Consider the following 19,836-nt stretch of genomic DNA (forward strand, 5'->3'; position numbering starts at 1 on the left):
TTGTTCATGCGTTCCGTTTGAGCTGTGAGCAGGAACTGCGCCGGTGGGCACGGTGTAGGCCGTGAAGTCCGGCCGCCTCAGCGGTCGCTGGACGTCATCTGCGCACATACGTCCCATGCTAGGAGCCCGCACACACCGGCGCATGAGGTGGCGAGGCGGGAGGGATCTTTGGGGCGCTGCCGTCGCTGGGGCCCCGTGATCACCTGGGCGTCGTGCCGGCATGTTGTGGCGGCCCCCATAGGGTTCCGCTCTCCGCATGCGCCGGCTGACGTAACAACCCAGACTGGAGATAGCGGAGCGAGCAGCGCGGCCGCTGCCCGGTACCCCCTTCAGACGTTTCGCCCTGACGAGCGAGCCCGCGTACCCGACGCTCGGGCGCCGGGCCGGAGCACCAGCTCGGTCACCCTCCCGAAGGGACACTTGATGAATGACGTACCAAAAGTCGCTCTTGCTGTCGCGGTCGCCGGGGGCTACATCCTCGGCCGGACCAAGAAGGGGCGGCTGGCCTTCGGCATCGCGACCTACCTGGCCGGACGCCGAGTCGGCCTCGAACCCCAACAGTTGCTGACGGAAGGGGTCAAGAGGCTGCGCGAACTTCCTCAATTCGAAGAGCTCAGCGAGCAGCTGCGCGGCGAGGCTTTGAAAGCCGGCCGTCAGGCGATGGGCGCAGTTGCCGACCGCAAGCTCTCCGAGTTGGCCGACTCCTTGCAAGCGCGCACTGAGCGCATAGGAAAGCGCAAGGAAGAGGAGCCGGAAGACGAGGAAGAACCGGAGGAGGAATACGAGGAGGAAGAGGAGCCCGAAGACGCGGAAGAAGAGGAAGAAGAGGAGCCCGAGGAGGAGGGGGAAGAGGAAACCTCCCAGGGTGAGGCGGAGATGGAAGAGGAGGAGCCGGAGAAGCCTGAGCCCAGGCGTCGCAGGACAGGCCGCAGGACGGACGAGGGCCGGGATGAGGGTGCGCGCGGCCGTGGAGGAACTCGCCGCCCCGCCAAGGCGGCTCCCCGCAAGGCACCGGCCAAGGGGGCAACGGGGAGGAAGACGGCGCCCGCGAAGAAGACGACGCCCGCGAAGAGGACAGCAGCGGCGAAGAAGTCCTCCGCGCCTGCCAAGAGGACGGCAGCGGCCAAGAAGACGGCGGCGAAGAAGACGGCGGCGAAGAAGGCATCCACACGGCGGAGGTAGGCCCATGGCCGGCACGGCAGGCGGAGGCGAACAGGGCTCGGGGCTTGACCAGTTGCGCGGCGCGTTCACGGACTTCCTGGGTGCGCAGGTGCAGAATCTGGCGGACAAGGCCAGCGACAAGCTCGGCGACGTCACCAGCGGGCTCCAAGGCGTAGCGGACGGGGGCGGTGTGCTCCCCAAGGCGGGGCTGCGGATGCTCCAAGGTGATTCACCGTTCAAGGCGTTGATCGGCGAGAAGGCGAAAAGCGTCAAGGACAGCGTCGTCGGCAAGGTCAAGGAGGCCTTCGGCGGCGGAGGCGGCAAGGGCCGAAAGTCCGGCACGTCCAAGGTCATGAACATCATCGAGGCGCAGGACGTGGGTGTGCCGCTGCGGTTCGCCTACGACCACTGGACCCAGTACGAGAAGTTCAGCACCTTCACCAAGGGCGTCCGCAGTGCGTCACGCGGCAAGGACACGGACAGCGACTGGAAGGTCAAAGTAGGCCCGTCGACGCGAGGGTGGAAGGCCACGACGCAGGAGCAGGTGCCGGACGAACGCATCGTGTGGACCTCGGAGGGTGCCAAGGGCACGACACGCGGTTGCGTGAGCTTCCACGAACTGGCGCCCAGCCTCACCCGTATCGTGCTCGTGGTCGAGTACTACCCCTCTGGCTTCTTCGAGAAGACCGGAAACATCTGGCGCGCCCAAGGGCGCCGTCTACGTCTGGATTTCAAGCACTTCCTGCGCTACGTGACCCTTACCGACGAGGAAGCTGACGGCTGGCGCGGCGAGATTCGCGACGGCGAAGTGGTCCGCACGCACGAGGAAGCCATCGAGGAGGAAGAGCAGGCTGCCGACGAGGAAGGCTCGGAGGAGCCTGACGAGGACGACACGGAGGACGAGTACCCGGAGGACGAAGAGGAAGGGGAGGAGGAGTACCCGGAGGACGAAGAGGAGGAGGAAGAGGAGTACCCCGAGGACGAAGAGGAGGAGGAAGAGGAGTACCCCGAGGAAGACGAAGAGGACGAAGACGGGGAGGACGAAAACGAGGAGGCCGAAGACGAGGAGGCCGAAGACGAGGAGGCCGAAGACGAGGAGGCCGAAGACGAGGAGGCCGAAGAGGGGGAGGACGAAGAGGGGGAGGACGAAGACGAGGAGGACGAAGGCCGAGCGCCTGATCGCTCCTCCAGGCAGGCGCGTGGAGGCCGTGGGCGGCGGCGATGAAGCCGGCTCTACAGGCTGCGGGCGCCGGACGCCGGACCGGGGCCTCCGGCTTCTCCTCGATGCCTTTGGCGCCCCGCGCTATGCCTGCCTTGGGCGGCAGCGGGGCCTTCATGCCGAGGTCCCCTGCGTCGGCCCGCCCGGCCCACACACTGGCTGCACGGGAAGCCGACGGCGGTCCCCCTGTGCAGGGCCTGGGGTCGGGCAGAGCGCCTGTGCCCCCGCCGCGAGGCCCTGCCCCCCTGCCTCGTGGACGGCGCGGGGACGGCCGCCGTGCCGGGTCGAAAAAGACCGGACTCGGATGCGCACATCCGGGTATGGGGATAGGGAGAATGTTCGAAATGAACGGAGATGGTCCGTATGTCTCGGACGCAACCCGGCATTGAACAGCACCCCGACCTGCTGGAACTTCGCGCGGATTACGAGCGTGCGACGGCGACCAATCGCGGCCAGGTCATAGAGGCGATGGGCCTGCTCACAGGCATATACCTGGCTGCGTCACCGTGGATCGTGGGCTTCAACGCACTGTTCGGCTTCAACGCGCTGTCGACGATAGCCGTCAGCAACCTCGTCGCCGGTATCGCGTATGCCCTGCTCATGGGGGGCGTGGGGCGCGGCTTCGAGCGGACCCACTCCAGGGCCTGGGTGGCAGCGATCATCGCCCTGTGGGTGATCATCTCGCCATGGTGTGTCACGGGCAACGTCAGTACCACCCGCACCATCACCAACAACATCATCGTCGGCGTGATCGGACTGATTCTGGCTCTCGCGGCGGCGTCGCTCCGTCCGGACAGCGCCCTGCGCAAGCGTCGGGGTTCGCCGGACCCGGTGGGGGGCCCGCCCAGGACGTAGCGGGGCACATCTGGCTCGGCCGGCGACGCCTCCCGCCCGCGTGACCGGGCACCGTCGGGCATCGACGAGCCCGGCGCACCGCACGGTGCGCCGGGCTCGGTCGGCTCACGTCAGGGCGTGGCCGCGAGCGCGCAAGCGACGACCACGGTCACGGTGTTGGGCGCCAGTCCGGCGGGCACCGCGTTCACCGTCCACCCGGTGGAGGGGTTCGCGAACGGGACGCTGGTCACGATCGTGGCCCTGGTGACCTGGAATCCGCCGCCGATGGCCAACTCGCCCGCGGGGCAGGACAGCGTGTGGTCGGCGCCGTCCGCCGTGAACGTGGCGACCAGGGTGTGGGCCCCGGAGAGCCCGCCACCGGTACCCGGAGGGCCGGCGGGGCCCTGGGGTCCGGCAGGCCCGGCGGGCCCGGTCTGGCCGGGGGGACCCGCGGGACCGGCCGGTCCCTGCGGTCCGGGAGGGCCGGGGATGCCCGGACGGTTCAGGCAGTAGTTGGGGTAGTTGGGGTACGTCGGGTACTGGTAGCACGGGTGCACGGACCGCTGCTGGACGCCCTGCGCGGTCTCGGCCGCCGCCGAGGTGCCGTCTGCCGCGGGCGCGGAGAACGCCGTGCCCGTCACGAAGCAGGACGCGAGTGCGGCGCTCGCGGCGATCGTCATCACGCGGACTCGGCCGTAGCGTCGCTGTGCCGATGACATGGGCCTGGTTATTCGGTACAACACGTCACCTCCAGGTATGGGTTCTCTGCGGGCGGCCCGTGCCGCCCACCCCGCAGTACGCGGCGGGGACCGTCACGAGGGACGTCGAACCCACAGCAAGGATCACTTTCGGTGCCCGTTTGCGCACGCCGGGTAGCCGAAGGGGTGATGTCGGGTGCCTGGCACCGGCAGGCCGGCTCTCAAGCGGGGGGCACACGCAGGGCGAGGAGGGCGATGTCGTCGACGTTGCCGGGGGGCATGCGGGTCAGGATCTGGTCGCAGAATGCGTCCAGCGGCTCCTCGGCGAGTGCCAGGGCGTTGCGACGGAGTCGGCTGAGGCCGGAGTCGAGGTCGGAGCCGGGCAGTTCGATGAGGCCGTCGGTGTAGAGCAGGAGCGTGGACCCCGGCGGCAGGGGCGTGGTGGCGTCGGGCCGGCGGTCCCCGGCGTCGAGACGGGCGCCCAGCAGTGGGCCTCGTGCGTCCTCGAGGTACCGTCCGTGGCCGTCCGGGGTGAGCAGCAGCGGCGGGGGGTGTCCGGCGTTGGTCCAGCGCAGGGTCCAGGGGCCGTCCGGGGGGCCCTCGACGCGGGCCAGGACGAGCGTGGCCATGGGGACGGTGGTGATCACGGGCATGGCGTCGTCGAGGCGGTCGACGACCGCACTGGGGGGTTCGGTGCGATCCCAGGCCAGGGACCGCAGTATTCCCCGGAGTTGGGCCATTCCCGCGGCGGCCGTCAGGTCGTGGCCGACGACGTCGCCGATGACCAGCGCGGTCACACCGTCCTTGAGCTGGAACGCGTCGTACCAGTCGCCACCGACCTGGGACGCGGCGGGTGCTGGCTGGTAGCGGGCGGCCATGAGCAGCCGTCCTGACTCGGGCAGGGGCGTGAGCAGATTCCGCTGCATGGCCTCGGCGACGTCTCGTTGGCGGCCGAACCGGCGTGTGTTGTCCAGGACTTGGCCGACCCGGCGGCCGATGTCCACGACGACCTGCAGGTCGTCGTTGCCGAAGGGGAAGGCGGGGTCGGTGCGGACCAGGGTCAGTGCCCCGGTGGAACGCCTTCCCGAGCCCAGCGGCACGGTGAGCGCCGACGCCGCACCCACCGACTGCAGGAAGCCGTTGTGAAGGGCGGCCAGCGGCGAGTCCGGCCGTGCCGCCGTACCCGCTTGCTCCTGCAGGACGGGCACCGCCCCGCGCACGGCCTGGACCAGTGGGGAACGGGACTCGCCCGCGAAGGGAAGGCGGGCGCGCCAGCCCTCCTGCCCACGGTCGCGGCCGTCGGGTCCGGTGACAGCCACCCGGTGCGTCTCGTCGTCACCGACGAGCAGGTCGACCACCACCCAGTCGGCGAGGCCGGGGACCAGCAGGCGCCCGAGGCGCGTGAGCGCCTCGTCCGTCTCAAGGGTCTGGCCGAGCACCGCGGTGATCTCTGCGACCAGCGTGAGCCGGCCGGTCAGGCCCTCCAACGCCTGCATGTGCTCGGTACGTCCAGTCCGGTCGTCGGAGAGGCCGGCGAACAGCATCGCGGTCCCCTCGAACGAGGCGCCGTCCGTCACGGGCGCGGCGGACCAGGACACCTCGACCAGCTTGCCGTCACCGCACAGATACCTGTCGCTGTCCGCGTGGGCCTCACCGGCGTGGGTCAGTGCTTCGAGCAACCTGCACCGGATATCGGGACGTTCACGGTCCGCGTGCCGGTGCACGAGGTCGTGGAAGTCCTCGCCGGCCATCGCGTCGGCGGTGCGGCTCAGCAGCCGTTCGGCGGCCGGGTTGGCCGCGACGACGCGCCCGGAAGGGCCGAGCACGACCAGTGACGCCCCCAACTGCTCGACGACCTGCCGCCAGAAACCAGGCTGGGCCGCCCATTGCCGACCCCCGCCGGCATCGTCCGACACCGTGCCCTCCAAGATTGCCCCTGTTCGCCGCACAGCGTCGGTCCGTACCAAGGACACCGTGCGGACAACCACCGTCCCCTCCATGCTCTCGCCTGTGGGGATCCGACCGTGGCCGACACGACGAAACGCCGGGCTCCCGATCTTTGTCCCCTGGGTGGCGCCCTTCGCCCCACCACGACCACGGCGGCCGCCCGCCCGTCCCCGGCTGCCGGGGAAGCCCCGTCCTGGTAGCGGCAGGACCAGGCACGACACCCGCTCCCGCCACCGCCCATGGCTACGCTCCGAGGGATGACCACGGGATCCCACGAGACGACCACCCCCCGGCCGTCGGCACTTCGCCTGGAGCGCGGCTCGGTCCACGACGAGGCGTGCCCGAGTTTCCGGGGCGCGGTCGAGCTCGTCGGACGCCGCTGGACGGGGGCGATCCTGTTCGCGGCGTCGCGCGGCGCGCGCCGCTTCGGCGAGTACCGCGCCGTCATCGCCGGCATCTCCGACCGGCTGCTCGCCCAGCGCCTGAAGGAGCTCGAGGCCGAGGGACTCATCGCGCGGTCGGTCATCCCCAGCACCCCCGTGCAGGTCCGCTACGAGCTCGCCCCCGACGGCCAGGCGCTCGTCGCGGTCCTGCAGCCGCTGGCGCAGTGGAGCGCGCGCCGGCTGGGCCGCGTCGGATAAAAATGACCCGGAATGGGTGTATGTCCTATCGAATGGGTAATAATCACGCAAAATCTCCGGAGGTAGTACAGAGGGGTGCCACATGATCCGAGGAGCCGAGGGAATCCCCAGCCCCACTCCCCGCGCGAACGTCGACCTGGCCCGCGAATGCCGACCGTGCTTCGGCTGGGGGACCGTCGTCACCGACCAGGGCCGGCACGAACTCTGTCCGGACTGCCAGGACGGCCGGATCGCCGCCCCGGAACGAGCCAGGGCCGTACGCCTGCGCCCCGGCTCCCGCTACGTCTCGCCCCACTGAGCCCGCTCGCCCGCCGCGTTCACCACGCCTCCGGACCGCCCCCGCGCCACTCCACCTGCCCGGGGTCGGTCAGGCTGACCGTGCCGGCGTCGTACCCGGCGAGCCACAGGAACCGAAGCAGGTCCGTCAGACAGTGCGCGGTGCCGAAGTAGTCGCCCCGGATCACGACCCTTCGGCCGTCGACCGGAGGCTCCACGACCACCGGCGGCCCCTCGGTGCGCATGCTCCCAGCCTGCCCAGTCACCGGCGAGGACGCATCGCGGGCGGATCCGCGCGCCCCGCGTACCGGCCCGGCCGTCCACCGGCCTTCGGCAGACCGGTCGCTTCGCGCCACTTTCGCGGGCCCTTACCCCTCGCGGCTGCCGTACTGCTATGTTCGCCCGCATGTTCCTCTCCCGTGCATAGGAGTCAGTGCCGCCGCGCCCCGCTGGGCGCGGTCCTCGCTGCCCATGCACGCGTGAGCGCCGCCGGTCCGGCGCTGTCTTCCCCGAGGAACATGATCATGTCGTCGTCTGTCGCCGCCTCGTCGTATGCGGCTGTCCTGCGGACCCCCTATGCCTGCCGCACGTTCGCTGCCGCGCTGCTGGGCCGGCTCTCCTACGGAATGGTCTCGCTGTCCCTGATCCTGGCGGTCAAGGAGGCGACTGCCTCCTACGCCGTGGCAGGCAGTGTCATGGCTGTGTTCGGGCTGACCAGCGTCTTTCTCTCCCCTGCCCGCGCCGGTCTGGTCGACCGGTACGGGCCGCGCCGGGTACTGCCTCCCATGGCCGCCGTCTACGCGGTGCTGCTGACCGGGCTGGCCCTCGCGACAGCAAGGGAAGGCGCGTCGGGAGTCCTCCTGGGCGTCCTTGCCGGAGCCGCCGGTGCCAGTGCGCCACCGCTCGGTCCGGTGATGAGGAGGTTGTGGAGCGCCCTGGTCCCCGACCGGGGGCTGCTGCAACGCGCGTACAGCCTGGACGGTGTGGCCGAGGAGCTTCTGTTCGTGACCGGGCCGCTGCTGGTGGGCGTGCTGGTGAAAGTCGCCGCGCCGTGGGTGGGTCTTGCCGTGAGCGCCGCCCTCGTATGGGCCGGGGCACTGATGCTGGCGGCGTCCCCGGCGGCCCGCAGTCTGGGGTACCGGGGCAAGGCCGCTGCGGCGTCAGCGGCACCGTCCGGGAACGTTCCCCCGGGTGTGACCCCCGGCCGGCAGGGGGGCACCCCCGGGCTGGGGCAGGCGATCGCCGTGACTGCCGGGCTCGGTACGAGCCTTGGGGCGCTGGATCTCCTTGTGATCGCCTTCGCCGACGAACGTCAGGCCTCCCACGTGGTGCCCTGGGTCCTGGCGGCGCTGTCCGCAGGCAGCGCCGTCGGCGGCCTCGTCTACGGCTCCGTCCAGTGGCGCGCCTCAAGCCGGTTCCGGCTGTCATCGCTGGCGCTCGCCCTGGGGCTCGTTCTGGCGGTGACCGGCCTCTCGCCTCATCCCTACGTCCTCATCGCCTGGGTGGCGCTGGGCGGGCTGTTCGTGGCCCCGGCCATCACGACGGCGTATCTGATCGCCGACGAGTGCGCCGGTCCGGGTGCCCGCACCAGAGCAGGCGCGTGGGTCAACACCGCCTTCAACGCCGGTTCGACGGGAGGGACGGCCGCGGCCGGACTGCTGGTGGGGCGTATGCCCCTGGCGGTGTGCTTCGCCGTTGCCGCCGCCCCGGTCGTGCTGTCCGCCGCGACAGCGCTTGACGTGTCGCGCCGGTCTGTCCCGGATGTCACCGAGCCACTTGAAGCCGCACGGGCAGCGGGCACAGGACCGGTCGTCGACGGATGAGCGTTCCAGCAGCCGGCCGGCCGTGTCCTGACGGAAGGTTCCGGTGCAGTCGGTACCGATCAGGGGGGCGGGGCGCCGTGCCTGGCGAGGCCGCCCACCTGGGCCATCGGATTCGCCCCTAACCGGCCTGACCGAGGGTGGAGACATCGATCACGAAGCGGTAGCGCACGTCGCCGCGGTCCAGGCGGTCGAGCGCGGTGTCGACCTGGTCCGCCGGCACGGTCTCGATGTCCGCGGCGATGCCGTGCCGCGCGCAGAACTCCAGCATCTCCTGGGTCTCGCGGATGCCGCCGTTCTTCGTCGAGGTGATGATCCGGCGCGGGTCGCCGAGGAGCATGCCCTGGAAGGTGGCGGCCTCAGCGGTGACACCGGCGTTGACCAGCACGCCGTCGAGACGCAGGAGGCCGAGGTAGGCGTTGGTGTCGATGCCGCCCGACACGGTGTTGACGATCAGGTCGAAGCTCCGTCCGTGGTCCCGGAACCAGGAGCCGTCCTCGGTGGACACGTAGGCGTCGGCGCCGAACCGCAGTGCGTCCTCGCGCTTGGACGGGCTCCGGCCGAGGACGGTGACCTCGGCGCCCATCGCGTGCGCGATCTTCACGCCGATGTGGCCGAGCCCGCCCATGCCGACGACGGCGACCTTCCTGCCGGGCCCCGCGCCCCAGCGGCGCAGCGGCGCGTACATCGTCACCCCGGCGCAGAGCAGCGGCGCGGCGACGTCCAGGCCGAGGCCGTCGGGGATGCGGAGCACGTAGTTCTCGTCCACGACGGTCCTGCGGCTGTAGCCGCCGAACGTGGGCCGCCTGTCGTAGTCCAGCGCGCCGTAGGTGAGGACCTCGCCCTTCAGGCAGTGCTGCTCCTGACCGGCGAGGCAGTTCTCGCACTCGCGGCAGGAGTCGACGTAGCAGCCGACGCCCACCCGGTCACCGACCGCGTGGCGGGTCACGCCGGGGCCGGCCGCGACGACCGTCCCGGTGATCTCGTGGCCCGGGACCATGGGGAACAGGCCCTCCATCCAGTGGTTGCGCAGGAGGGCGATGTCGGTGTGGCAGATGCCGGTGCAGGCGATGTCGATGACCACGTCGTGGGGTCCCGGCTCACGGCGCTCGACGGTGGTGAGCTCCAGCGGCGCGTCGGGACCGGCGGCGGCGAGGGCGGCAACGGTGAAGGGCATGCGTGTCTCCTGGTGGGGCGAGGCCGGACGGACGGGCAGGACTTCCGTCTTCGACTGCACCAGGTGCGGGGCCGCCGGTGAAGGGGGAGCGTGACCGTGCCGAGGGTGCTACTCGCGGAGCCACCTTCGGCGCCCCACGGGCGCGGGCCTCGGCTATACCTGGGGTATGGACGCTGAGCGGGCCCTGCGGGACTTCCTCGTCTCCCGGCGGGCGGCGATCGACCCCGGGCGGACGGGACTGCCCGTCGGCCACGGCAGCCGGCGGGTACCGGGGCTCAGGCGTGAGGAGGTCGCGGCGCTCGCCGGCGTGAGCGTGGCCTACTACACGAAGCTGGAGCAGGGGCGGATCGGCCGCATCTCCGAGGAGGTCCTCGGCGCGGTGGAGAAGGCACTCCAGCTCGACCGGTTGGAGTGTGCGCACCTCAGGACGCTGGTACGGAACGCGGGAAGCCGGCCCACCCCCTCGGCGCCGCCTCCCGTGAAGGCCAGGCCGGGCGTCGTCGCCATGGTGCACGCGCTCGACCTGCCCGCCATGGTCCACGGGCCGCGCCTGGAGGTGCTGGCGGTCAACCACACCGCCAAGCTGCTCGTCGACGACTTCGACGCCAAGCCCGTCAAGGAGCGCAACCTCGCCCGCTGGACGTTCCTCGACCCCCGGGCCAGGATCGTCTACCCCGAGTGGGACAAGATCGCGCCCCAGGTGGCGGCGGCACTGCGGCAGGTCGCCGCGGACCGGGCGGCGGACCCCGCACTGGAGCAGCTCGTGGGGGAGATCGCGGTGGCGTCGCCGGACTTCGCGCGGTACTGGGCGGAGTACCGGCTCTACGAGCACTCGTACGGCGTGAAGCGGTTCTTCAACGAGACGGTCGGCGAGATGAGCCTGCACTACGAGACGATGGTCCTGCCCGGTGGCAAGGGTCAGAGCGTCATCGTCTTCAGGGCGGACCGCGGCTCCCCGTCGGAGGAGAAGCTGCGCATCCTGGCCAGCTGGAACGCGCCCACCGCGGAGGAGGACGCCCAGCGCATCCGCCCGTAGGGGCCGTGCGACCGCACCGGTCGATCGGCTTGCGTCGCCTGGGGCCAGTGGGGGAGGCGCATACTGGAGAGATCAAGGCGGCCGGCTGAGGCCTTCGTGATCTTCGCAGTGCCGGAGGTGGGCATGTTCGACACCCCGTTGTGCGGACTGCTCGGTATCGAGGCGCCGGTCATCTGCGCCCCCTTCGGTCCCTGGGACGAGGTCGCCCTCGCGGCCGCCGTCTGCGGGGCCGGAGGACTGGGCAGCCTGGGTACCGCCGCGCGGACCGTGCCGGAGCTGCGGCAGCAGTGGTCGCGGCTGCGCGAACTCACCGACCGCCCCTTCGCGATCAACCACACGACCCGGCCGTTCGACGAGGAGGCCTTCCAGGCCACGCTCGAGGCGCGCCCCGCCGTCATCTCGTTCCACCTCGCCGTACCGGCCGACCTGATCGCCCGGGCCCACGACGCGGGCATCGTCTGGATCCAGCAGGTGACCGACGCCCGCCAGGCGGGGCAGGCCCTGGACGCGCGAGCCGACGTGATCGTCGCACAGGGCGGCGAGGCCGGCGGGCACGGCGGCGACGTGAGCACGATGGTCCTGGTGCCGCAGGTCGTCGACATGGCCGGCGACACCCCGGTCGTCGCCGCGGGCGGCATCGCCGACGGGCGCGGCGTCGCGGCGGCGTTCGCCCTGGGAGCCCAGGGCGTGTCGATGGGCACGCGGTTCCTCGCGTCCACCGAGATGAACGTCTCCCAGGACTGGAAGCAGCGGATCGTCGGCGCGGACGCGGTGGACGCCGTCAAGGCGCTCAACAGCGACCGGATCCTCCCGCCCTACTCCCGTCCCGGCGGCTTCGGCGTCCCGCGCGCCCTGCGCACCGAATTCGTGGACACCCTCCGCGACCACCCCGAGCGGGTCGACCCGGAGGAGGCCGTACCGCGCCTGCTGGCGGCGATCCGCCGCGGGCGCGGGGACGAGTACCTGCCGTTCACGGGCCAGTCGGCGGGACTCGTCCACGACGTCCTCCCCGCAGGCGACATCCTGCGCGGGGTCCTGCGGCAGGCGGAGGCCGTCCTCGCCGCGCTGGCCGACGGAAAGCCGCTGCCGCGTCGCTAGGTTGGGCGCATGACCAGCCTCACGCATCCCCAACTCTTCGGTCTGGGGCGCAATCCGGCGGCACCCGACGACGTCCTGGTGCGCCTGGCCGCGCACGACCATGGCCGGCACGGGATGCATCTGCGTCGTGGGCGGCTGCCGGACGCGGTCGTCGAGGCCCTGCTGACGCACGGCGGCGACAGCGCCTTCCTCCTCCGCGGGGACCGGCTCTCGCCGGACATGCTCCGCAGGATCGAGGCGCATCCCGATCCGGCGATCCGAGACGCGCCCGCCGGCTTCGTCCGCTCCATGGTGGAGAACGAGGTGCCGATCGGCATCGACAGCATCGAGGAGGCATACGGCCGGCCCCGGACGGCACTCGCCGCCGCGCCGGACCCCAAGGTGCGTGCCGCGGTCGCGCAGACCTGGTGGGAGCGGCCCCTCGCCGTGCAGGTGACGCTGCTCGCCGACCCGGATCCACGGGTCCGGGCGGCCGCTGCGCTGCACAAGAAGCCGGGTGTCCCAGCGCACTGGTGGGACCGGTGCCTCGCCGACCCCGCCACGCGAGGCAACGTGGCGCGCCACATCCCGCTCACATGGGAGCAGTTCGCGGAGCTGACGTGTGCCGGGGAGGAGGGCCTGCTCCGGGCCGTGGCGGGAAACCCGCATCTGACCGCCGAGATGGCGGCCCGCCTCGTCGACGCGGACGACCCGGTCGTCCGCGTCGCGGTCGCCCGGAGCCGACATGTCGACGCCGGGACCAGGGACAGGCTGTACGCCCTCGTCGAAGCGGAACACGCGGACGGCAGCACCGAGGCCTACGTGGCGCTGCACTGGAACGACGTCACACCGGGGTGGCTGCGCGATGCGCCCCTCGAGGAGCGCCTGACCCACCTGGACCGGCGGGACCCGGCGTTCCGGACGGAACTGGCCTCCTGCCGGGACCTGCCGCGGGACGCGTGGCGGCGGCTCGACGGCGACCCGGACCTTGGCGTCCGCCGGGCCGCCGCCCGCCGGCCCGACGTGCCCCCGGCGGTCCTGGAGCGGCTGGTGCGCGCCCACGGCGATCACGTACGGCCGCCGCTCGTCGAGCATCCCAACTTTCCCCGCCACAGGCTGCGTTCGTTCGTCGACGAAGTCGATCCGGGCGTGCGTCGCGTCGCCCTGGAGGACCCCGGACTCCCCGAGCCCGCACTGGAACGGCTCGCCGCCGCCGAGGAGTCCTTCCTGCGCCGCGGGGTCGCGCAGCACCCGGGCGTCACGCTCGCGTTGCTGGAACGACTCCTCTGCGACCCGGCCCCCGACGTCGCCGACGAGGCCGCCGCCAACCCCGCCCTGCCGCTCGACCGGATGCGCCGCATCCTGGCCGGCGCCGGTCTGTGACCCCGGAGCCCGCGCCCGGCGGTGTCGCGTACGCGGACCGCGGTGCTGCTCCTCACCGGGGTGGAGGACCCTGCCGTCGCGGTGCCGAGCGCGTCGGTGACGTGCAGTGCCCGGCCGACGGCGTGCTGGTGCCCGGCCGGGCCCGCGTGGACGACGCCGAAGGCCACTGCGGGCCCCCCGGGAGGGAACCCCCTGGGCGCTCCCGGCGGCGGTGCCACACTGGACGCATGGCCCCCGAGGCACAGCTCGACGAGTTGGGTGAGTTCCTCAAGGCACGCCGCGCCGAGCTCAGCCCCCGGACGGTGGGTCTGCCCGACGGGGCGGGGAACCGCCGGGTGAGCGGACTGCGCAGGGAGGAGGTCGCCCGGCTGGCGGCGATCTCCACCGACTACTACACGCGCCTGGAGCAGGGCCGGATCCAGGCGTCCGCCCCGGTCCTGGACGCACTCTCCCAGGCCCTCCACCTCGACGCGGACCAGCGCGACTACCTCTTCGGCCTCGCCGGGAAGGAGACCGTGCGCCCCCGCCGCCGGACCCGCCAGAAGGTCCAGCCGCAGTTGCGGCGCCTCCTGGACGACCTCACGGCCACCCCCGCCATGGTGCTGGGCCGGCGCATGGACGTCATCGCCTGGAACGTGCTCGCGGCGGCGCTCATCGCCGACTTCGGGAGGATTCCGGAGAAGCACCGGAACTATCCCCGGATCCTGTTCACGGACCCCGCCATGCGGACGCTGTACACCGACTGGGGGACCATCGCCCGCTCCTGCGTGGCCCAGTTGCGCATGGAGGCGGCCACGTATCCGAGCGACCCCCGGCTGACCGCGCTCGTCGGGGAACTGTCCGCGCAGGACCCGGACTTCTGCTCGTGGTGGGCCGCCCACCACGTCGCCGCGCTCACGGTCGGGACCAAGGTGCTCGACCATCCGGTGGCCGGTGAGCTGTCCTTGGACTGGGACACGCTGACCGCCACCACCGACCCCGACCAGAAGCTCGTGATCTGGACCGCCGAGGCCGGCTCGCCCACCCACGACGGGCTGCGCATGCTCGCCTCCTGGGCCGCGGACCGGTCGCTGTCCACGACTCCCGTGGACTGAACGGCCGCCTCAGGACCCCTGGAGCAGCTCCCGGCAGGCGGCACGTGCGACCCAGCTCTGTGCGCGGTCGAAGGCCCAGCCGCGTTCACCGACGAGCGTGCTCCAGGCGTGCGGGCCGAGGTGGAACCACAGCAGGTCGACGGCCTCGGCGCGGCTGACGTCCGGGCGGAGCGCGCCGAGCGCCGCGAGGCGGTCCGCGACCCGGGTCAGGGCCTGGACGTAGTCGTCCGCCCCCTTGTCCAGCACCGCCTTGACGGCTGGCTCCCCCGGCGGATCCCGGTAGAAGAGCCCGTACACCAGATCCCAGTGGCGCTCGTGCGTGAGCCGGGTGCCCTCGGCGGTCAGTGCGATCACGGCGCGCGGGTCGTCGCTGTCCTCGACCGCGGCCAGCGACTCGGCGATGGCGGGGTCCGTGAGGGCGGGCTCCAGCAGGGCCGCCAGGATCTTCGGCTTGTTCCCCACGCTGCTGTACACCGTGGGCACGGCGACCTTCCCCGCCTCCGCGATCTCCCCGATCGTCACCCCGGCGTACCCCCGCGCCAGGAAGAGCGCCTGCGCGCTGCCCAGGATCGCTTCGCGCGTAGCGGCCGCCGAATGGGCGCGGAGGGGGGAGTGGTACTTCCGGCTCGTCACCGGCGCAGCATACCTCTCCACCGTAAGTGATTATATTGACAATAATTCCCTCTAATGAATATGTTCCGCTTCATGAACCACTCCCCGCAAGAGCCCATGTCCGTCGTCGAGACCCGGCTCGCCCACGAGGTCCACCGCGTGGCCACCGCCCTGCTGGCGGAGGCGGCCGTCCGCCCCTCCGCGCCCCTGGGCACGCTGGCCCAGCTGCGGGACTTCCTCGTGGTGAACCTGCGCCACCACCACGAGACCGAGGACGAGGACCTGTGGCCGCAGATCGTCGCGACCTCGCCGGCCGCCGCGGACGCGCTCAAGGACCTCAGCGCGGAACACGAGCGACTGGACGAGGCCCTCGACGCGCTCGCCGCCGTCGTACTGAGCGACGACGACGGAGGCCGGCCCGCGCTCCACGAGGCGGCCCTCGCCGTACGCGACACTGTGCACAGCCACCTGGCGCACGAGGAGCCCATCCTCTTCCCCGCCCTGCGGGAGCACGTCACGCCCGAGTACTGGGCGGACTTCTCCCAGCGGGTGATCGCCACCACGCCGCCCGTCGCCGGCCACCTCATGATCGGCTTCCTGGACGAGGTGGGCACCCCCGAGGAGGTCGGGCTCATGCTCGCGGCCCTGCCGGAGCCGGTGCGGCCGCTCCTGCCCGCCATGCGCCGGCAGGCGGCGGACGACCTCCGGACCCTGCGCGGCGCCGAGGCCTGACCCGGCCGCGCGGCCCCGCTCCGAGGGCGGATTCGGCAAGCCGGAGCGGGGCCGCATCTCCAGGGTGCGCCCGAGGCGCGCCCGGCACACGCCGGGGTGGGTGGATCCGTACCGGGGCACGCCGGGGAGCGCAGGCCCGGAGGGCGCCGCGAAACAATAGACGAAGGTATAGGCGGCGCCTCCCGCCGCGACTTTCGTCACCCGCGGAACGCAGACTTTCTGCCGAAGCCCGGTGGCCGGCACGCGCCATAACTTCGGTGACATGAACCCCACCCCGCGTACGGAATCCGTTCCCCTCACCCAGCGCCCCGCACAGCTCCTCGCCGGCCTCGTCGGCGTCGTACTCCTCCTGCTGGGCGGTGTGCCGCTCACCGAGCGCATCCTCGACCACCTGACGGTGTGGGCCGCCGGCCAGACCGTCCCGGGCCTGTCCCACCTTGTTCTCCTCGTCGTGGGCGCCGCGCTGCTCACCCTGTTCTGGCGCCTCCGTCACGGCAAGGCTCCGGCCGCCCAAGACCGCTGAACGACGCACACGCACAGGAAGATCACACGGGCCAACACGTCATGACCGATTCCCCCAACGTCCCCGCCATCGAGACCGTCGGGCTGGGCAGGCGCTACCGCCGCGGCTGGGCGCTGCGCGACACCTCCTTCCGCCTTCCCGCCGGCCGCGTGTGCGCGCTCGTCGGCCCCAATGGCGCGGGCAAGACCACCCTGCTGTCCATGGCCGCCGACCTGATCACGCCGACCACCGGCACGATCACGCTGTCGGGGCACCGTCCCGGCAGCGTCCAGGCCCGACGGAGCACCGCCTTCCTCAGCCAGCAGAAGGCCCTCTACCCGCGGTTCCGCGTCAGCGAGATCCTGCGCATGGGCCAGGAGCTCAACCCCACCTGGCACCAGGAGACCGCCGAGTCCGTCATCGACGCCGGCCAGGTCCCCATGAACGCCCGGGTCGGCACCCTCTCCGGCGGACAGGCCACCCGCGTCGCCTTCGCCCTCGCGCTGGGCAAGCGTCCCCAACTGATGCTCCTGGACGAGCCGATGGCCGACCTCGACCCCCTGGTACGCCACCAGATGAACGACATCCTCCAGGCCGAGGCCCGGCGGCACGGCTCGACCGTCGTGATGTCCTCGCACCTGGTCTCCGAGCTGGAGAGCGCCTGCGACTACCTCGTGCTCGTCAACAACGGCACAGTCCGGCTGGCCGGCGAGGTGGACCTCCTCCTCGCCGAGCACCGGCAGCTCACCGGGCCCCACCGGCAGGAGCCGGTCCCGGACGGCTACCAGGTCATCGCGACCTCCGACGGAGAGGGCGGCCACAGCTCGCTCGTCCGCACCTCCCACGCGTCCCGGCCCGACGCCGCCCACCGCGCCCCCACCCTGGAGGAACTGGTCCTCGGCTATCTGCGCGCGCCCGACGCGCCCGCACTCCTCACCCCGAGCGCGCGGGTCGACGGCGGCGTGGAGGTGGTGGCGGCATGAGCACCGCAACCACCCGCGGCCGCACCGCCGTTCGCCGCGGACCGCGACTGCGCGGACTGACCTGGCTGATCTGGCGGCAGAACCGCACCGCCTTCTGGATCGGACTGGCGGTCGCGGCAGCGGTCGCCTGCTACGCCCTCGTACAGCACCAGCACATAGCGGCGGCCGTCACCGCGCAGCACCTCGACGCCTGCCAGGGCCACCAGCTCTCCGAACACTGCCTCGGCCGCCTCAACACCTTCGGGCAGCAGTACCAGCTCCCGATGCGGCGGCCGCTCCAGGCCATGCTGCTGCTCCCGTTCCTCTTCGGCCTCTTCCTGGGCGGGCCGCAGCTCGCGCAGGAGCTGGAGTCGGGGACGTACCGCACGGTGGCCACCCAGTCCGTGACCCGCATGCGCTGGTTCGCGGCGAAGCTGGGCGTGCCGCTCGCCATGACGGTCGTCGTCAGCGGTGTCATCGCGGCCGCGATGACCTGGTGGTGGCACCCGGTGGCCAAGGCCATGGGGCCGATGTTCCCCTGGCACCAGTGGTACCCGTTCTACGGGGTGGGGCCCGTCGTCGTCGGCCTGAGCGTCCTGTTCTACCTGCTGGGGGCGACCCTGGGCCTCGTCCTGCGCCGTACCGTCCTGGCGATGGGTGCCACCCTCGCCGTCGGCGCCGGGCTGTTCGCCCTCCTCGAAGCGGTGCGGCCGCGCCTGTGGCCCGTCCGCACGGCGTACGCGCAGCACACGTCAGAACCGCCGGCCCCCCTTGACTCCTGGCAGCTGGCCGACGGCCCGCTGACCAAGGAGGGGCACCGCGTGTCCGAGGCCTGGGACTGCTACGCCGCAGGGGACATCAAGCAGTGCCTCGCCTCCCGGGGCATCACCGGCCGCTGGTCGGAGTACCACCCGGCCTCGGACCTCTGGCCGCTGCAGTGGACGGCGACGGGCCTGTGCCTGGCGCTGGGCGTCGTGCTCCTCGCCCTGTCCGTGTGGTGGACCCGTCGCAACCCGGCCTGATCACCGCGGACGGTCCCCTTCGGAGGCCCCCGCGTGCCCAGAGGGGGACCGGCGCTCCCCGGATCGGTGATGCCTTCATCGGCGCGGTGTCCACGCCGAACCTGGTGGTGAGCGGTGCGGGGCCCGACCGGGCTCCGCACCGCGGAACGAGGAATCAGGAGAGCTGGACATGAGCGTGAACACGATCGCAGAACGAAGTCGGACACCTTGACGGTCACGGGGGACTCACCTCCCTGTTCCGGTTTCACGCTGTCGTTGTCGGCGCACCGCCTGGGCGCCCCGGTCACGCGTGCCCGGACCGCACGATCCCTGACGTCCCCGGGCATGGACCGGCCGGATGGACGCTTCACCGGCGTGCCCACGGGTACCCGATGGTCCTGCCGTGAAGACAACCGCGAGGAAGTGATCGATCATGCGGGCGACCGTGTGGCACGGCAAGCACGACGTACGGGTCGACACCGTGGCCGACCCACGGATCGAGGAGCCGACCGACGCGGTGGTGCGCATCACGTCGACCGGACTGTGCGGCTCGGACCTGCATCTGTACGAGGTCCTCGCCCCCTTCATGACGCCCGGGGACATCCTCGGGCACGAACCCATGGGTATCGTCGAGGAGACCGGCTCCGAGGTCGACGACCTCTCGCCCGGCGACCGCGTCGTGGTGCCGTTCCAGATCGCCTGCGGCACCTGCTACATGTGCCGTGAGGGCCTGCCGACGCAGTGCGAGACGACCCAGGTCACCGAATACGGAAGCGGTGCGGAGCTCTTCGGCTACACCAAGTTGTACGGCAGCGTCCCCGGCGCCCAGGCCGAGTACCTGCGCGTGCCGCAGGCCCAGTTCGGGCCGATCAAGGTCCCGGACGGCCCGCCCGACGACCGGTACGTCTACCTCTCCGACGTCCTGCCCACGGCGTGGCAGGCGGTGAAGTACGCCGACGTCCCGCAGGGCGGCAGCGTGGCCGTCCTGGGCCTGGGGCCGATCGGCGACATGTGCTGCCGCGTGGCTCGCCACCTGGGCGCGGGCAAGGTCATCGGCATCGACCACGTACCGGAGCGGCTGACCCGGGCGCGCCACGACGGTGCCCAGGTCTTCAGCCTCGACGAGTACGAGGACCAGGACGAGCTCGTGAGGGCCGTCCGGGACGCCACCGACGGGCGCGGCCCGGACGCCGTCATCGACGCCGTGGGCACCGAGGCGCACGGCAGCACCGTCGGCAAGCTGGTTCAGCAGTCCGCCGGCCTGCTCCCGCGTGCCTGGGCGGCCAAGCTGATGCGGACCGCGGGCGTCGACCGCCTCGGCGCCCTGCACCTGGCCATCGAACTGGTCCGGCGAGGCGGCACGATCTCGGTCACCGGCGTCTACGGTGGCATGACCGACCCGATGCCGATGCTGACGCTGTTCGACAAGCAGATCCAGCTGCGCATGGGCCAGGCCAACGTCCGGCGCTGGAGCGACGAGATCCTCCCGCTGCTGACCGACGAGGACCCCCTCGGCGTGGACGGCTTCGCCACGCACCACGTCCCGCTGGAGCAGGCACCGCAGGCCTACGACATGTTCCAGAAGAAGGCCGACGGCGCCATCAAGGTCCTCATGGTCCCGTGACGCCCGCGATCACCCAGGCGGGGCGCCGAGCGACGTGGCC

20 protein-coding genes are annotated in these 19,836 nt (G+C 71.8%); 15 read left to right on the top strand and 5 right to left on the bottom strand.

Annotation, left to right across the window (positions count from 1 at the left end; all coding sequences use genetic code 11):
* Positions 1-423: 423 nt before the first annotated feature.
* From OIE69_RS36415 to OIE69_RS36425, 3 genes are all read left to right on the top strand, one after another.
* The gene (locus tag OIE69_RS36415) at positions 424-1,182 is read left to right on the top strand and encodes a histone protein (RefSeq protein WP_326578981.1); all 759 of its coding nucleotides are present in this window, start codon (positions 424-426) and stop codon (positions 1,180-1,182) included.
* Positions 1,183-1,186: 4 nt separating this feature from the next.
* A complete protein-coding gene (locus OIE69_RS36420) occupies positions 1,187-2,386 on the top strand; it encodes an SRPBCC family protein (protein WP_326578982.1) in 1,200 nt (399 codons plus the stop codon).
* 348 nt (positions 2,387-2,734) lie between these two features.
* Positions 2,735-3,235, top strand: a complete 501-nt coding sequence (locus OIE69_RS36425) for an SPW repeat protein (RefSeq protein ID WP_392567611.1) — start codon at positions 2,735-2,737, stop codon at positions 3,233-3,235.
* Between the two features lie 110 nt (positions 3,236-3,345).
* Here the strand turns inward: OIE69_RS36425 and OIE69_RS36430 are convergent, their stop codons facing one another.
* Positions 3,346-3,894 carry a hypothetical protein gene (locus OIE69_RS36430; RefSeq protein ID WP_326578986.1) on the bottom strand — a complete coding sequence of 183 codons (549 nt, stop codon included), beginning with the start codon at positions 3,892-3,894 and terminating at the stop codon, positions 3,346-3,348.
* A gap of 239 nt (positions 3,895-4,133) precedes the next feature.
* Positions 4,134-5,828, bottom strand: coding sequence for a SpoIIE family protein phosphatase (locus OIE69_RS36435; protein ID WP_326578988.1), 1,695 nt, complete (start codon positions 5,826-5,828; stop codon positions 4,134-4,136).
* Positions 5,829-6,116: 288 nt separating this feature from the next.
* On the opposite strand from OIE69_RS36435, the gene OIE69_RS36440 reads away from it, so the two are divergent.
* Together OIE69_RS36440 and OIE69_RS36445 are read left to right on the top strand one after the other, a co-directional pair.
* Positions 6,117-6,500 (top strand): winged helix-turn-helix transcriptional regulator, encoded by a 384-nt coding sequence (locus OIE69_RS36440; RefSeq protein WP_326578990.1) that lies wholly within the window; start codon positions 6,117-6,119, stop codon positions 6,498-6,500.
* Between the two features lie 82 nt (positions 6,501-6,582).
* Positions 6,583-6,798, top strand: coding sequence for a hypothetical protein (locus tag OIE69_RS36445; protein WP_326578992.1), 216 nt, complete (start codon positions 6,583-6,585; stop codon positions 6,796-6,798).
* Positions 6,799-6,817: 19 nt separating this feature from the next.
* Here OIE69_RS36445 and OIE69_RS36450 read toward each other — a convergent pair whose 3' ends face one another.
* Entirely contained in the window at positions 6,818-7,021 is a 204-nt protein-coding gene (locus OIE69_RS36450) for a hypothetical protein (RefSeq protein ID WP_326578994.1), read from the bottom strand.
* A gap of 279 nt (positions 7,022-7,300) precedes the next feature.
* On the opposite strand from OIE69_RS36450, the gene OIE69_RS36455 reads away from it, so the two are divergent.
* Positions 7,301-8,599: an MFS transporter gene (locus OIE69_RS36455; RefSeq protein WP_326578996.1), complete on the top strand. Its 1,299-nt coding sequence runs from the start codon at positions 7,301-7,303 to the stop codon at positions 8,597-8,599.
* 118 nt (positions 8,600-8,717) lie between these two features.
* Here OIE69_RS36455 and OIE69_RS36460 read toward each other — a convergent pair whose 3' ends face one another.
* Positions 8,718-9,773: an NAD(P)-dependent alcohol dehydrogenase gene (locus OIE69_RS36460; protein ID WP_326578997.1), complete on the bottom strand. Its 1,056-nt coding sequence runs from the start codon at positions 9,771-9,773 to the stop codon at positions 8,718-8,720.
* A gap of 166 nt (positions 9,774-9,939) precedes the next feature.
* Here OIE69_RS36460 and OIE69_RS36465 point away from each other — a divergent pair, with 166 nt between their 5' ends.
* The 4 genes from OIE69_RS36465 (at position 9,940) to OIE69_RS36480 (ending at position 14,363) form a co-directional block, all read left to right on the top strand.
* Positions 9,940-10,809, top strand: a complete 870-nt coding sequence (locus OIE69_RS36465; RefSeq protein WP_326578998.1) for a helix-turn-helix transcriptional regulator — start codon at positions 9,940-9,942, stop codon at positions 10,807-10,809.
* Between the two features lie 96 nt (positions 10,810-10,905).
* Positions 10,906-11,907 (top strand): NAD(P)H-dependent flavin oxidoreductase, encoded by a 1,002-nt coding sequence (locus OIE69_RS36470; protein ID WP_326578999.1) that lies wholly within the window; start codon positions 10,906-10,908, stop codon positions 11,905-11,907.
* Positions 11,908-11,916: 9 nt separating this feature from the next.
* A complete protein-coding gene (locus tag OIE69_RS36475) occupies positions 11,917-13,269 on the top strand; it encodes a hypothetical protein (RefSeq protein ID WP_326579000.1) in 1,353 nt (450 codons plus the stop codon).
* A gap of 227 nt (positions 13,270-13,496) precedes the next feature.
* Positions 13,497-14,363 (top strand): helix-turn-helix domain-containing protein, encoded by an 867-nt coding sequence (locus OIE69_RS36480; protein ID WP_326579001.1) that lies wholly within the window; start codon positions 13,497-13,499, stop codon positions 14,361-14,363.
* A gap of 9 nt (positions 14,364-14,372) precedes the next feature.
* Here the strand turns inward: OIE69_RS36480 and OIE69_RS36485 are convergent, their stop codons facing one another.
* Entirely contained in the window at positions 14,373-14,996 is a 624-nt protein-coding gene (locus OIE69_RS36485) for a TetR/AcrR family transcriptional regulator (protein ID WP_326579002.1), read from the bottom strand.
* Between the two features lie 72 nt (positions 14,997-15,068).
* On the opposite strand from OIE69_RS36485, the gene OIE69_RS36490 reads away from it, so the two are divergent.
* From OIE69_RS36490 to OIE69_RS36510, 5 genes are all read left to right on the top strand, one after another.
* Positions 15,069-15,707, top strand: a complete 639-nt coding sequence (locus OIE69_RS36490; RefSeq protein WP_326579003.1) for a hemerythrin domain-containing protein — start codon at positions 15,069-15,071, stop codon at positions 15,705-15,707.
* Positions 15,708-15,969: 262 nt separating this feature from the next.
* Positions 15,970-16,230, top strand: coding sequence for a hypothetical protein (locus OIE69_RS36495; RefSeq protein WP_326579004.1), 261 nt, complete (start codon positions 15,970-15,972; stop codon positions 16,228-16,230).
* A 41-nt stretch (positions 16,231-16,271) separates the two neighbouring features.
* Positions 16,272-17,192, top strand: a complete 921-nt coding sequence (locus tag OIE69_RS36500; RefSeq protein ID WP_326579005.1) for an ABC transporter ATP-binding protein — start codon at positions 16,272-16,274, stop codon at positions 17,190-17,192.
* A complete protein-coding gene (locus OIE69_RS36505) occupies positions 17,189-18,193 on the top strand; it encodes an ABC transporter permease (protein WP_326579006.1) in 1,005 nt (334 codons plus the stop codon). Before OIE69_RS36500 ends, OIE69_RS36505 begins: the two co-directional genes overlap by 4 nt.
* A 412-nt stretch (positions 18,194-18,605) precedes the next feature.
* Positions 18,606-19,796 (top strand): zinc-dependent alcohol dehydrogenase, encoded by a 1,191-nt coding sequence (locus OIE69_RS36510; RefSeq protein WP_326579007.1) that lies wholly within the window; start codon positions 18,606-18,608, stop codon positions 19,794-19,796.
* The last annotated feature ends 40 nt before the right edge of the window (positions 19,797-19,836 follow it).

The sequence above is a fragment of the Actinacidiphila glaucinigra genome, from assembly GCF_035918135.1.
Classification (GTDB): Bacteria; Actinomycetota; Actinomycetes; order Streptomycetales; family Streptomycetaceae; genus Actinacidiphila; species Actinacidiphila glaucinigra.

Excerpts from the sequence above, each read along its gene's own strand:
- OIE69_RS36415 (WP_326578981.1), top strand. The coding sequence starts at position 424 with ATGAATGACGTACCAAAAGTCGCTCTTGCTGTCGCGGTCGCCGGGGGC.
- OIE69_RS36420 (WP_326578982.1), top strand. The coding sequence starts at position 1,187 with ATGGCCGGCACGGCAGGCGGAGGCGAACAGGGCTCGGGGCTTGACCAG.
- OIE69_RS36425 (WP_392567611.1), top strand. The coding sequence starts at position 2,735 with ATGGTCCGTATGTCTCGGACGCAACCCGGCATTGAACAGCACCCCGAC.
- OIE69_RS36430 (WP_326578986.1), bottom strand. The coding sequence starts at position 3,894 with ATGACGATCGCCGCGAGCGCCGCACTCGCGTCCTGCTTCGTGACGGGC.
- OIE69_RS36440 (WP_326578990.1), top strand. The coding sequence starts at position 6,117 with ATGACCACGGGATCCCACGAGACGACCACCCCCCGGCCGTCGGCACTT.
- OIE69_RS36445 (WP_326578992.1), top strand. The coding sequence starts at position 6,583 with ATGATCCGAGGAGCCGAGGGAATCCCCAGCCCCACTCCCCGCGCGAAC.
- OIE69_RS36450 (WP_326578994.1), bottom strand. The coding sequence starts at position 7,021 with ATGCGCACCGAGGGGCCGCCGGTGGTCGTGGAGCCTCCGGTCGACGGC.
- OIE69_RS36455 (WP_326578996.1), top strand. The coding sequence starts at position 7,301 with ATGTCGTCGTCTGTCGCCGCCTCGTCGTATGCGGCTGTCCTGCGGACC.
- OIE69_RS36460 (WP_326578997.1), bottom strand. The coding sequence starts at position 9,773 with ATGCCCTTCACCGTTGCCGCCCTCGCCGCCGCCGGTCCCGACGCGCCG.
- OIE69_RS36465 (WP_326578998.1), top strand. The coding sequence starts at position 9,940 with ATGGACGCTGAGCGGGCCCTGCGGGACTTCCTCGTCTCCCGGCGGGCG.
- OIE69_RS36475 (WP_326579000.1), top strand. The coding sequence starts at position 11,917 with ATGACCAGCCTCACGCATCCCCAACTCTTCGGTCTGGGGCGCAATCCG.
- OIE69_RS36480 (WP_326579001.1), top strand. The coding sequence starts at position 13,497 with ATGGCCCCCGAGGCACAGCTCGACGAGTTGGGTGAGTTCCTCAAGGCA.
- OIE69_RS36490 (WP_326579003.1), top strand. The coding sequence starts at position 15,069 with ATGAACCACTCCCCGCAAGAGCCCATGTCCGTCGTCGAGACCCGGCTC.
- OIE69_RS36495 (WP_326579004.1), top strand. The coding sequence starts at position 15,970 with ATGAACCCCACCCCGCGTACGGAATCCGTTCCCCTCACCCAGCGCCCC.
- OIE69_RS36500 (WP_326579005.1), top strand. The coding sequence starts at position 16,272 with ATGACCGATTCCCCCAACGTCCCCGCCATCGAGACCGTCGGGCTGGGC.
- OIE69_RS36505 (WP_326579006.1), top strand. The coding sequence starts at position 17,189 with ATGAGCACCGCAACCACCCGCGGCCGCACCGCCGTTCGCCGCGGACCG.
- OIE69_RS36510 (WP_326579007.1), top strand. The coding sequence starts at position 18,606 with ATGCGGGCGACCGTGTGGCACGGCAAGCACGACGTACGGGTCGACACC.